Genomic DNA, 12447 nt, shown 5'->3' with positions numbered 1-12447 from the left:
GCTGCTGTTGTGGCACCCATCGGGCGGGTGCGACGATGCAGGCCCGGCGAGCGAAGGGACACCGACGTGAGGCACGAAGACCAACCGACGCCTGCCGCCGCGCTGTTCGACGCGCTGGGCCCCGCCTACGAGAAGGCGTTCGCTCATGCCCCCGCGCACCTGTCCGCGTTGGAGTGGCTGATCGAGCGGCTGCCGCCCGCCGCGCGGACACTGGACGTGGGCAGCGGCACCGGGCGGCCCACCGCGGCCGCGCTCATCGCGGCAGGGCACTCGGTGCTGGGCGTCGACGTCTCTCCTGTCATGGTCGAACTCGCCGCCCGGCAGGTCCCCGAGGCCGAGTTCCGCTGCGGTGACATCCGTGAGCTCCCGATCGAGGCGGACGCGTTCGACGGCGTGTGCGTGTTCTTCTCACTGCTGCAGATGACGCGCGCCGAGCAGTCGGCTCTGACGCTGCGGCTGGCACGGGCCCTGAGGCCCGGCGGGCATCTGGTGCTGGCCACCGTGCCCGCGGACGTGGAGGACGTCGAGGTGCTCTTCATGGGCCGGCCGGTCCGCGCGACGAGCCTTGCGGAGGAGGACGTCGTCGGCATGGTGGAGGCGGCCGGCCTGACGGTGCTGTCCCGGCACAGCACGGCCTTCACCCCGGACCACCCCGGCGCCGGGCCCGAGCCTCACCTCTTCCTGTATTGCCGCCGCGACGAGACCGGGCGCTGACGCGCAGGCGAATTCCGGCAGAACGTAATCGCCGCCGACCCGCTGGGTGAGGCCCACGGCAGGCCGGGCGACCGCATCAGTCTGCCGTTTCCGCAATGCCTGAGCAGATGTCCCGCAGGATGTCGGTCCCTCGCGCGGACGCGGGCCGCGCCTTCCACCTTGCCTCCGAACCGGTGCTGACCTGCGCAAACACACCCCACTGAAGCAGACGGGGCGTCACTTCTGCCCGGAACCCTCCACCCCAAACGCAATATGATGCAGATCACACCACTGTGGCTTTCTTGCGCATGCCCGCACTTGATACAAATTGCCCCGCGTTCCTGTCCGTCGACGGTCGCCCCTCCCCTTCTTCACCCCCCACCTTGCCGCTTCCGTATGCCCTGGGAACGCCCGTGTCCTCCCCCGCGCCCGCGCACTCGCGTGGTTCCTCCTGGCCCCTCGTCGCTCTCTTCACGGCGGGCTATCTCGCGCCTTATCTGCTGCCTACCGTCGTCGGCCGCCTCGGCGACCGGCTCGGTCTCGGACCCGCGCAGGCAGGGCTTGTCGGCAGTGCCCTGCTGCTGAGTTCGGCCGCGGCGGGCTTCACCCTCGCGGCCCGCGTCGAGCGGTTCGGGCCACGGCGCCTGGCCCGGACCGGGCTCCTGCTCGCGGCGCTCGGCTACGGCTGCGCGGCCCTGTCGGACAGCGTGCCGGTGGTGATCGCCGGGGCGATGGCGGGCGGTTTCGGCTCGGGCACCGCCACCACGGTCGCCGCGTCGGGCATCGCGGCCCAGCGCGACCCGCACCGCACGTCGACCTTCGGACTGCTGAGCGTCTCAGCGCTCGCCGGCGCCGTCTACCTGACGATCCCTCACCTCGGCGCCGGACATGGGCTGCCGTTCGCCGCGCTCGCCCTGACCGCGCTGCTGTTGTGGCCGGCGACGGGCCGACTCGCCGGCGCCGTGGCGCCCGACCACACGGCGGCGCCGCGCGGCACGCTGCCCTGTCGCCGCGCGGGGCTGGTCCTGGCGGGCTCGATGCTGTTCTGGTCCATGGCCCAGAACTCACTGTGGGGCGTGAGCAGCCGTATCGGCCTGCATCAGGCGGGACTGAGCGAAGTCACCGTCGGCGCGGTCTTCGCCGCAGCACTGGGCGCCGGGCTGCTGGGCGTCATCGGCGCGAGCGCGCTCGGCGCGCGGCTCGGGCGGGCACTGCCGATCGGGGCGGGCACCGCACTGATCGCCTGCTGCATCGCGGTCAGCGCCTCGGCCGACGACCTGCCGTCGTTCGCGACCGGCGAGATCGCCTGGAACACCGTCTACCCGATCGTCCTGTCCTACCTCATCGGGCTGGCGGCCTCACTCGATGCGCGCGGCCGCTGGGCAGTGCTGGCCGGATCCGCGTCCTCGCTGGGCACCGCGTGCGGTCCGCTCGCCGGAAGCCTGCTGTCCGCGAGCGCCGGCTACCCGGCGATGGGCCTGGTCCTGGGCGCCGGGCTGCTCCTGCTGGCGCTGCCGCTGACGGCCGTCGCCCTGTACGCCGGCGGCCGGCCGCTCGTCCCCGGAACGGTCCGGCGCCGGGGTGGCGCCCCGGCCGCGGTGGTCGCGGCCACCACGGGCACCGCATCCGGCACGGTGCCCCAAGTCGGCGCCCCGGAACAGCCGGTCGTCGAGATCGAGGTACCGCTCACCGGCCCGGCGCTCGACCGGCAGGCATTCGACACGGCGGGCCCGCACGGACTCACCCCCGCACAGGCGGCCCCGCCCACCCACTGACCCCGAACTTGCCGCCCGGGAGATGGTGCGGCAGCTGGTGCCCGACAAGTTGTGGGAGCTCCGCCTGCGAGGGGGAGCGGACCGGATTTCGGCGGTAGCGGGCAGTCAGGACGGCTGGACTTGGTCGAAGAGGGCGAGGGCTTCGGCGGGGTCCGGGCTCACGAGGCGCTCCAGACCGGCCGTCGTGATCTTCGCCCACCTGCCGGCCCGTGCCCACATCTGCTCCTCGAAGGCGCGGACGGCCTCGTCCAGATCTCCTGGGCCGGTGGCGATGGACTCGGCGAGTTCGGCGCCTTCCAGCATCGCCAGGTTCGCGCCCGCCCCCAACGGGGGCATCAGATGGGCGGCGTCGCCCAGTAGCGTCACCCCGGGGACGTGGTTCCAGGTGTGGGACACGGGCAGGACGTGGAGGGGGCGGTGGACGAAAGCGGTGCCGTGGCGGAGGAGGTCGAGGACGGGAGCGGCCCAGCCGTGGAACAGGGCCAGCAGACTCGATCGCACGGCCTCGACGTCAGCCAGGTCCAGGTGTGCGTGCCAGTCCAGCGGCGCACGGAACTGGGCGTACACCTTGACGTGGCCGCCGCTGTTGCGCTGGGCGACGAGAGTTCGGTTCACGCCGTACACGGCCACGCACCCGTCGCCGATCAGCCGGGCGAGGTCGGGGTGGCGGGTGTCGACGTCGTCGAGGGAGGTCTCGACCAAGGTGACGCCGGTGTAGTGCGGCGTCACCGGCGAGAGCGCCGGGCGGATCCGGGACCAGGCGCCGTCCGCGCCGACCACGAGGTCGAACGTCTCCTGTTGCCCGTCCGCGAAATGGAGCAGTGCGCCATCCCGGGTCCCCGGCACCACCTGCGTCACGCCCCGGCCCCATTGGACGTCAAGTGGGCCGAGCAGCAGGTTGCGGAGCTGCCCGCGGTCGATCTCGGGATTGGCCCGGTCCTCCGGACGGGGCCGCCAGTCGCGCAGGACGGTCCCGTCCGCGTCCAGGATGCGCATGGCCTGCCCCTCGGGGCGAGACAGCGCCTGGAACTTGGCCAGCAGCCCCGTCTTGTCCAGCGCGAGCTGGCCCAGCCCTTCGTGCAGGTCCAGCGTGCCACCCGGGGGGCGGGCGTCGGGGGCGGGATCGCGTTCGAAGACGGCGACGGGGTAGCCGTGGCGGTGCAGGACACGAGCGAAGGTAAGACCGGCAGGGCCGCTCCCGACCACGGCGATACGATGTCTCATGGCGATACACTGTATTTCTCCAATACGACGCATCGCAACGGAACGGTGTGACCATGACTGTGTGGGACCGGCCGGAGCCGCCGACTCGCCCCGTGCCGCTCGACCGGGAGCGGATCGTCGCCGCCGCCATCGCGCTGGCCGACGAGGGCGGGCTGGAAGCGGTGTCGTTGCGCAAGGTCGCCGCCCGGCTGAACGCCGGCCCGATGCGGCTGTACGGATACATCTCCACCAAGCAGGAACTGTTCGACCTCATGGTGGACGAGGTCCACGCCGAGATCGTCCCCGAGGAGCAGCCCGCTGACTGGCGGGAGGCACTGCGCATCCTCGCCCACCGCACCAGGCAGACCGCCCTCCGCCACGAATGGCTGGCCGACCTGCTCGGCGGCCGCCCGACCCTGGGCCCGAACGGCCTCGCCGTGACCGAGGCCACGCTGGCCACCCTCGACGGCCTCGCCGACATCGACACCGTCATGCGCGCCGTGGAGACCGTCAGCGCCTACTTCACCGGCGCGATCAGGCGAGAGATCGCGAACCTGCGGGCCGAACGCGCCACGGGCCTGTCCAAGCGCGACTGGCAGCGCGCCTCCGGCCCGCATGTGACGAGGATGCTGGCCACGGGCCGCTTCCCGGCGCTGGCCAAGGCCGTGTACGACGGCACGGACGTGGACGCCGAGGCATCCTTCGCGACCGGCCTGGACTGGGTCCTCGACGCCGTGGCCGCCAAACTCACCCGCCCGCCGGCGTGACGCTCAACTCCTGCCGAATGTGAGCGCGGTCGGGGTCGGTGTCCACGGACCGTACGGGCTTCCGCCGGACGACCGAACCCCACCAAACCGCTGACCGGGCACCGGTCACCTACGACCACCCCACCCCCGGACCCCCGCCCGCCCCCGGCCCGGGCCCCGTCGCTTCACCCGCCCCCATCGGCCACCGCGACCAGTACCGGACGACGCACCGGCAACACCGTGCTCACACTGCCCTGTTGACGCGTGTCAATGACGATCATAGGCTGCCACGCCGTCGGCTCCGGCGCGCACCAGCCACCCGGATTCCGCTTGCGCGCGGCCGCCCTTCGTCGACCCGTCGACGGCGGGACCGGGGCCGCTGCCCGACCGCGCCACCTGCACCGCCCCGTAACCGACAACTCCGGGAGGAGCAAGTGAAAAGACGCCGTACGGCCCCCTGGGCCGCCTCAGCCGCCCTCACCACCCTCGCACTGACCGGCACACTCGCCACACCCGCCATCGCGGCACCCGATACGACATCCGCGTCCGCCACCGCAGCACAGGACCGGCCGCAGTCCACAGCCGACGACCCCGTCACCCACGAGGACAACGACCGCGTCCCACAGGGCGCGCTCTAGACACAGCACTACTTCCCCTCCTCGGACGGCAGCGGGGTCGAACTGCACGCCGACGTGCTGCGCCCGGCAGGCCTGCCGGCGAACGCGAAAACACCGGTGATCCTGTCGGTGGGCCCCTACTTCTCCCACGCGGGAGAGGCCGCCCCCGCGGGCTGGGACAAGGTCGGGCCCTCGGCACGCTTCCAGGACTTCATCGAAGGCGCCCGGCTCATGGAACGCGGATACACCTTCGTGATGGTCGACCTGCGTGGCTTCGGCGGCAGCACCGGCTGCCTGGACTTCCTCGGCCCCGGCGAGCAGGCGGACATCAAGGCAGCCGTCGAATGGGCGGCGAGCCGGCCGTGGTCGACCGGCAAGGTCGGCATGTACGGCAAGTCCTACGACGCCAACACCGGCCTGGCTGCCAACACCCTCAAGCTCAAGCCACTGCGGGCGATCGTCTCCCAGGAACCCACGTGGAACAGGTACAACTACCTGTACAGCAACGGGGTTCCGCGCTCCAACGTGACCAGCACCCCGCGGAGTTACTACTCGATCGCGACGATGGCGCCGCTGGCCGACGACAGCGACCACTACAAGGCGAACGCCGGATACGAGAAGAACCACCCCGAGTGCCAGAGCGACAACCTCACCAACACCCAGAATCCCGACCCCAAGTCCCCGTTCTGGCGAGCCCGCGACCTCGCCTCTCGCGCCGCCGGATCCCAGACACCGCTGTTCGTCACCTCGGGCTTCATCGAGGACAACACCAAGCCCGAGGAGATGCAGAAGTATCTGGCCAACCATCAGGGCCCGGAACGCGGTTGGCTCGGTCAGTGGGAACACGTACGCGGCAACGAGACCAACACCAAGGGCCGGCTCAAGATGGGACGGGCAGGCTGGTTCGACGAGGTCATGCGGTTCTACGACCAGTACCTCCGCGGCATCGAGCCAACGGTGACCGACCCCGCGTTCTCCCTTGAGGACAGCCTCGGCCAGTGGCGCGCCCAGCCGACCTGGCCGGTGACCCACGACGCGTACAAGGTACGGCTGGCACCCGGACAGTACGTCGACGACGGCGGCAAGACACAGAAGACCGTCCTGCCGACGACGCCGCAGCAGCGGTCGCAGGGCTGGGACATCGAGTACGCCGCGGAGGCCGGCTCACTGACAACCGGCCAGCCGAGCGCACTCAGCACCGGCACACCCGCCAACAGCTACTGGACCTGGTCCACACCCGCCGCCGAGCAGGTGCGGATCACGGGCAGCCCGCAGATCACGCTGAGGACCAGGGGCCAGGGCAACGTCTGGGCACGCCTGTGGGACATCGCCCCGGACGGCAAGGCGACCATGTTCAACGAGAACGTCGCCCTGCTGCACACCGGCGGATCAACGTCCTTCGCTCTGAAGGCCACGGACTGGACCTTCCAGCAAGGGCACCAACTGGGCGTCCAGCTCGGCACCATCACCTCGAACGGCTGGCAGAGCGTCCCCTCGGGCGAGACGGTCACCGTCTCCGACGCCCGGCTCTCCCTCGAGGTACAGGACCCCCGGTTCGACACACCCACCCAGGGCGACCGCTCACCGTACCTGGACACCTACCTGAAGGCGAACACCACCACACTGACCGACATCGGCACCCCCACCTTCCCACTGAGTATCTCGAAGAACCGATGACCCGGTGTCTGCCCGGCACCCGCTCCCATGCGGGCGCCGGGCAGCACGGCACATCGAGTGACGACACACGCACACCGGGAGCCGGCGGATGAGGTCTTCCGCCGCTTCGTCCAGCTCTGCCGGCTCCGGAAGCCCTTCGCTGAACTCCGCGACGACGGCATCGGTCGCCCGGCGGTGCCATCCGGATTCGTCCGCGAAGAAAGCGGCCAGGCCGGAAACGAGGTCCACCGCTTCCGCGGGGCCGCGGTCCGGAGCATGAGCACCGGCTCTCCGTCCGTCGCGTACCAGTCGTGGATCAGCACCTCACCGTCGCTGAGCGTCGTGGTCGCCCGGGTGAACACGCCCCACCTTGAAGGGATCTGTGCGGGGTCCTGAGACATGGGCCGATCGTAACAACGGGCCAGGGTCAAAAGGGGCCGCGGCCGGCGGGGCCCAGTTTGCGTTCTTGGGCGCAGGCGGCAGCCCCGGTCCTCCACTGCTGCCGGGGGTCCGGTGCGGTGTCGTGCGGCCTGAGCACCCGACGCCGTGCCGTGGCGCATCGGACCCGTCGGGTCAGTCGCCTCGGTAGAGGGCGGTGAGCAGTTCGACCGCCGCCCGGGTCGCCGGATGCGGATCGTCCCGCCACCAGGTGAGACGTACGGCGATCGGCTCGGCATCGCGGACCGGCCGGTAGACGATGCCGGGCCGGGTGTACTGGCGCGCGGTGGACTCCGCCGTCATGCCGACGCCGCGGCCACTGGAGATACGGTCAGCCAGTCGTCGATGTCACCGGTCTCCTCCGTGGCCGGGCGGGAGCCGGGCGGCCAAAGCTCGGGGGTGGTGGTGCCGGTACGCCGGTCGATCAGCAGGGTGCGCTCGCTGAGGTCGGCGAGGCGCAGTGACCGGTGTGCGGCCAGTGGGTCCTGGGCGGACAGGGCACACAGGCGCCGTTCCAGGCCGATGATGGCCCCGTCGAAGCGTCGGTCGTTCAGGGGGTTGCGTACGACGGAGAGGTCGCAGGCGCCCTCCGCCAGGCCGGCGGTCGCGGAGTTGACGCGGATCAGCCGCAGCTCCGTGCCGGGGTGCGTCTGTGCCCAGCGACGCTGGAAGGCGGGCGTGCGGCGGCCGACCGCCGACCAGGCGTAGCCGATCCGCAGGGTGCTGTGGCCCGATGTGGCCTCCCGTACCAGGTCCTCCACCCCACCGAGCACCCGCCGGGCCTGGGCGACCACCCGCAGCCCGGCCGCGGTCGGGGCCACCTCGCGCGAGGTGCGCCGCAGCAGCCTCACCCCCAGGGCGCGTTCGAGCGAGGCCAGCGTCCTGGAGACCGCAGCCTGCGAGACCCCCAGGACCACGGCGGCATCGGTGAAGGTGCCCTCCTCCACGATGGCCACGAGACAGCGCAACTGGCGCAGTTCCACATCCATGACTCAACTGTATGGATCCCGCCGCGGACGCATTTTGCGCATGCACCGCTGAGCCGCACCATCAGGTCATGCGTAACGCACCCGTCGCGGCGTCCCTGCCTTCCGCTTCCTCAACCGGCCCCTCGGCCCCTGCCCCGTCCGGTGAGCGGCTGGCCGGTGTGGTCACGATGGCCGGCAGCGGCCTGTCGAACCAGATCGGTGCCGCGATCGGCTCCCATGCCTTCCCCGTGATCGGCCCGGTCGGCGTCGTCGTGGTCCGCCAGTACGTCGCCGCGATCGTCCTCTTCGCCGTCGGCCGCCCACGCCCGCAGGATTTCACCCGGGCGCAGTGGTGGCCGGTGCTGGGGCTGGCCGTGGTGTTCGGGACCATGAACCTGTCCCTCTACACGGCCATCGACCGCATCGGCCTCGGCCTGGCGGTCACGCTGGAGTTCGTCGGTCCGCTCACCATCGCGTTGGCCGCCGCACGCCGCCGCGTCGACGCCGCCTGTGCGGTGGTCGCCGCTGCGGGCGTCGTCGCCTTGATGCGTCCCCAGCCTTCGGCCGACTACGTGGGAATGGGCCTGGGCCTGCTGGCCGCGTGCTGCTGGGCGTCGTACATCCTCCTCAACCGCACCGTCGGCCGGCGCATCCCGGGCGCGCAGGGCTCCGCCACGGCGACCGGGATCTCCGCGCTGATGTTCCTGCCCGTTGGCATCGTCCTGGTCCTGCACCGGCCGCCGACCGCCACAGCCGTCGGCTGTGCCGTCGCGGCCGGCGTGCTGTCCTCGGCGGTGCCCTACCTCGCCGACCTGTTCACCCTGCGCCGCGTACCCGCCCAGGCGTTCGGGCTCTTCATGAGCGTCAACCCCCTCCTGGCCGCCCTCGTCGGCTGGCTCGGGCTGGGCCAGAATCTGGGCTGGACGGAATGGACGAGCATCGGCGCCATCGTGGCCGCCAACGCCCTCAGCACCCTTACACGGCGCAGCTGAACGGCATGCGGCCGGATCGACTGACCGTACCTGCGGCGCCTGCTGTCGCGGAGCCGGAGGTCAGCCGGTGAAGGTGAACCAGTTGATGTTGACGAAGTCCGAACTGCTGCCCGAGAAGACCAGGTAGACGTCGTGGACTCCGGTGGCGGAGGCGACGATGTTCGCGGGAACGGTCTGCCAGTTCTGCCAGCCACCGTTGTTGGCGAAGTCGATCTCGGCGATCTTCGTGCCGCTGATGCTGTCGAGCCGCACCTGGATGGCACCGCTGACACCTGCGTCCGCGCCCGACGCCAGCCGGGCCTTGAACTGGTTCGGGGAAGCTGGACCGAAGTCGACGGAGGAGTACTTCAGCCAGTCGCCGTTCGAGATGTAGCCCACATCGCTGCCGCCGCCGGCGTCTGAGCAGCTCTCGGTCATGGTCCCGCTCTGCGCCGAGTAGGACTCGGCCTGGATGGTGCTGTAGGCGCTGACGCTGCCCGAGCCGCCCCCGGAACCTCCACCGGAGCCGCCGGCGCCGAGGGTGATGGTCCACGAGGTGGGCGCCCCGTCCTGGATGTGCCCGTCGACGGGGGCCGAGCCGGTGGGGCCGACGTCGTCGTAGGGGAAGGCGTAGCCGATGCTGGCGTACTTGTGGACGAGCCGTGCGTAGTGGTTGGTGATCGAGTCCTGGTAGTACCGCGAGGGTGTCACGCCGTCGGGCTGGTTGTTCCCGCCCGGGACCAGGAGCGAGCTGCGGTTGAGCGCGGCGGCGAGCCGGGCGGCGATCGCCCCGCGCGCGTCCGACCCGGAGTTGTAGAGGGGACCGGACGCGCAGCCGAAGATGTCGACGGCGCTCGGCTTGGTGAACGGCACGCCGTTGGTGTTGAGACCGGAGAAGACGATGGCGTTGCCCGAGACGGTGCCGGTGTAGGAACCGATGCCGCCCTGGCCGTTGATGGTCAGCGGGGTGGAGGTGTAGTGGCTCCAGACCCGGTTCAGGTAGTCGTCCCAGTAGTTGCCGAAGTCCACCGGCGAGTGTGAGGGCGACATGACGCGCAGCACCGCGCCGGAGGAGTCGGTGACCACCAGCCTGTCCCAGGGAGCGCCGTCGGAGGCGTGCTGGGTCCGCAGGCCGGAGGCGATGGAGGCGAGGGCGCCGGAGGGCAGTGGGCTGACCGACTGGGAACCCCCGCTGCCGGTGCTGGCCATCGAGATCGGCAGCGCGACCATGTCGACGTAGGAGATGTTGGCGTAGAGATTGGCGCTGTTGAAGGTGAACTCGCAGAACGTCCAGTTGGTGGCCCAGTTGGGGTCGGAGCTGACCAGGGCGGGCTGGACCACGCCGGGCACGGCCCCCGGGTTGACGAAGAACTGGAGTTTCTGTCCGACCGAGAACCAGACACGGCCGCCGATGATGTAGTCGGTCAGGGTGACGGTCTTGGCAGCCGAACCGGAGGCGCCCAGCGCGATGGAGTAGTCGGCGATGGGGGTCACCGGCGACGAGGGGTTGGGCAGCCGGTTCAGGATGCCGTTCCCCGAGACGAAGACCGGCCAGCCGCTGCTGTCGGTGCCGGATATGTAGGCGTAGACGGTGTCGTGGCCGGAGTTGTTCGCCAGTTTCACGGGGAGCGAGACTCCCGCTGCCGCCGCGGTGGAAGTCATCGGCGAGACCGGTGAGAACGGGCTGAGCGCAGCCGCACCGGTGACGGCGCCGGCCGCGGTCAGGAAGGAACGTCGGGAAACCACAGGGGCCCTCCCGGAGGGGGTGATGGACCGTCAACAAGACGACCGGATGGGGGTGTTGTTACGTGTGGGGTTCTGTGCGGGGGTGACGCTATTGGACTGGACCAAGCCAGTCAAGGTTGTGCGGGGCCCCTGGCGAGACGCGGACACCGTTGCCCGGAATCCCTTTGGATATCAGCGTTCCGCCTTCTCCCACGGTCTGACCCCGAGCTTTCCGGTGGTCCCGAGATCGAGGTGCGGGGTCACCGTCACCGGCGCGGCACCCTCCTTCGCCCGGACCCGCACATAGGGCACGTTGACCGGCGTACCGAACCCGGTGGTGTTGCGCCAGACCAGGCCGGCAGTGGCCGACTCGCCGGGCTCGAGCGTGACAGGCCGGGGCTGTTCGTCGGGCCCGGCACCGGTGATGATCTCGCCACTGCCGTCGAGGATCTCGACGCCGTCGACGGGCTCGCGGTCGTCGTCCAGCAGTTCCAGCAGGGGATAGCCCTCGACGGAGTAGGGGCGCGTACCGCAGTTGTCGAGGTGAAGTCCCACGACGCGCAGCCCCATGGCCGCGTCGCCCTCGTCCGCGCTGACCCGGATCCCGGAAGCGGGGCACGCGCCCGGATCGGCCTGCGACACCCGCGGGAACCTTGGACACTTCGAGCACCTCGGCCTGCGACACCCGCGGTGCGGTGGGCGGCAGTTCCCCGGCCCGGACCGTGCCCCGCACGGTCTTTCCCGGGCCGACGTCGCGTACGGTCTCGGTCCGGTGGGTCACTGCTCCGCCGCCCCTGCTCATCACGTCTCCTTCGAGGAAACCCCGTCCTTCAGGGCGGGGAGGAATCGAACCCCTGCGGAGCAGGGCAGGGAAGGCTGGTTCGCCGCCAGGGCGGACCGGCGTACATCTCCAACTGTCCACACACGCTCACAAGCTGATGGATTAGCATGTGAGCCGTTAAGGCCGCCCATGTGAAGCGGGCGTTCAAGTACCGCTTCTATCCGACTGATGCGCAGGCAGTGGAGCTGTCGCGCACGTTCGGGTGCGTGCGGAAGGTCTACAACCTGGCGCTCGTGGCCCGCACCGAGGCGTGGACACTGCGGGCCGAGCGGGTCAACTACAACACGACGTCGGCGATGCTGACTGCGTGGAAAAAGACCGAGGAACTCGCCTATCTCAACGATGTCTCCTCCGTACCGCTCCAGCAGGCCCTGCGCCACCTTCAGATGGCGTTCACCAGTTTCTTCGGCAAGCGGGCGAAGTACCCCCGCTTCAAGTCGCGGAAGAGGTCCCGCAAGTCCGCCGAGTACACCACCAGCGCGTTCCGCTTCCAAGGCGGCCGGCTGACCCTGGCGAAGATGACGGAGCCGCTGGACATCGTCTGGTCCCGTCCTCTGCCCGAGGGTGCGCAGCCGTCCACGGTGACCGTCTCCCAGGACGCGGCCGGACGCTGGTACGTGTCCCTCCTGGTGGAGGACCCGAGCGTGCAGCCGCTTCTCGCAACGGATGCCGCGGTCGGGATCGACGCGGGCCTGGACCACCTGCTCACCCTGTCCACTGGGGAGAAGATCGCCAACCCCCGGCACGAGCGACGCGATCGCACCTGTCTGGCCAGGGCCCAGCGGGAGCTCGCCCGCAAGGCCCCGGGCGATGG

At 70.6% G+C, this 12447-nt stretch carries 9 protein-coding genes and 2 pseudogenes; 7 read left to right on the top strand and 4 right to left on the bottom strand.

All coding sequences use genetic code 11. The annotated features are described in order from the left end of the window. Window positions 1–66: 66 nt before the first annotated feature. Both ACIOWN_RS14655 and ACIOWN_RS14650 read left to right on the top strand, forming a co-directional pair. Window positions 67–714 carry a class I SAM-dependent methyltransferase gene (locus ACIOWN_RS14655; protein ID WP_401982384.1) on the top strand — a complete coding sequence of 216 codons (648 nt, stop codon included), beginning with the start codon at window positions 67–69 and terminating at the stop codon, window positions 712–714. A 392-nt stretch (window positions 715–1106) separates the two neighbouring features. Next, window positions 1107–2468, top strand: a complete 1362-nt coding sequence (locus ACIOWN_RS14650; RefSeq protein WP_401982383.1) for an MFS transporter — start codon at window positions 1107–1109, stop codon at window positions 2466–2468. 105 nt (window positions 2469–2573) lie between these two features. Here ACIOWN_RS14650 and ACIOWN_RS14645 read toward each other — a convergent pair whose 3' ends face one another. Continuing rightward, a complete protein-coding gene (locus ACIOWN_RS14645; RefSeq protein ID WP_362352009.1) occupies window positions 2574–3692 on the bottom strand; it encodes an NAD(P)/FAD-dependent oxidoreductase in 1119 nt (372 codons plus the stop codon). 53 nt (window positions 3693–3745) lie between these two features. On the opposite strand from ACIOWN_RS14645, the gene ACIOWN_RS14640 reads away from it, so the two are divergent. From ACIOWN_RS14640 to ACIOWN_RS14630, 3 genes are all read left to right on the top strand, one after another. Continuing rightward, complete coding sequence (locus ACIOWN_RS14640) at window positions 3746–4438, top strand: TetR/AcrR family transcriptional regulator (RefSeq protein WP_401982381.1); 693 nt, start codon at window positions 3746–3748, stop codon at window positions 4436–4438. A 413-nt stretch (window positions 4439–4851) separates the two neighbouring features. Beyond that, on the top strand, window positions 4852–5055 hold the full coding sequence (locus ACIOWN_RS14635; RefSeq protein WP_401982380.1) for a hypothetical protein: 204 nt from the start codon (window positions 4852–4854) through the stop codon (window positions 5053–5055). Window positions 5056–5097: 42 nt separating this feature from the next. Then, complete coding sequence (locus ACIOWN_RS14630) at window positions 5098–6711, top strand: CocE/NonD family hydrolase (RefSeq protein WP_401982516.1); 1614 nt, start codon at window positions 5098–5100, stop codon at window positions 6709–6711. Window positions 6712–7263: 552 nt separating this feature from the next. Here ACIOWN_RS14630 and ACIOWN_RS14625 read toward each other — a convergent pair. Further along, window positions 7264–8117 (bottom strand): annotated as a pseudogene (locus ACIOWN_RS14625) (LysR family transcriptional regulator). Between the two features lie 68 nt (window positions 8118–8185). Between ACIOWN_RS14625 and ACIOWN_RS14620 the strand changes: the two are divergent. Further along, window positions 8186–9088 (top strand): EamA family transporter, encoded by a 903-nt coding sequence (locus ACIOWN_RS14620; RefSeq protein WP_401982379.1) that lies wholly within the window; start codon window positions 8186–8188, stop codon window positions 9086–9088. Window positions 9089–9148: 60 nt separating this feature from the next. Here the strand turns inward: ACIOWN_RS14620 and ACIOWN_RS14615 are convergent, their stop codons facing one another. Then, window positions 9149–10813: a beta-1,3-glucanase family protein gene (locus ACIOWN_RS14615; protein WP_362352018.1), complete on the bottom strand. Its 1665-nt coding sequence runs from the start codon at window positions 10811–10813 to the stop codon at window positions 9149–9151. A gap of 171 nt (window positions 10814–10984) precedes the next feature. Further along, window positions 10985–11594: pseudogene (locus ACIOWN_RS14610) on the bottom strand (DUF4232 domain-containing protein); the annotation flags it as partial. A 170-nt stretch (window positions 11595–11764) separates the two neighbouring features. On the opposite strand from ACIOWN_RS14610, the gene ACIOWN_RS14605 reads away from it, so the two are divergent. Beyond that, a partial coding sequence (locus tag ACIOWN_RS14605) for an RNA-guided endonuclease InsQ/TnpB family protein (protein ID WP_401982378.1) occupies window positions 11765–12447 on the top strand: 683 nt, incomplete at its 3' end.

Origin of the sequence: Streptomyces sp. NPDC087787 (assembly GCF_044743035.1) — a bacterium.
Taxonomy (GTDB): domain Bacteria; phylum Actinomycetota; class Actinomycetes; order Streptomycetales; family Streptomycetaceae; genus Streptomyces.
The sequence above is the reverse complement of the archived record's forward strand: the minus strand, read 5'-3'. Positions and strand labels throughout refer to the sequence as shown.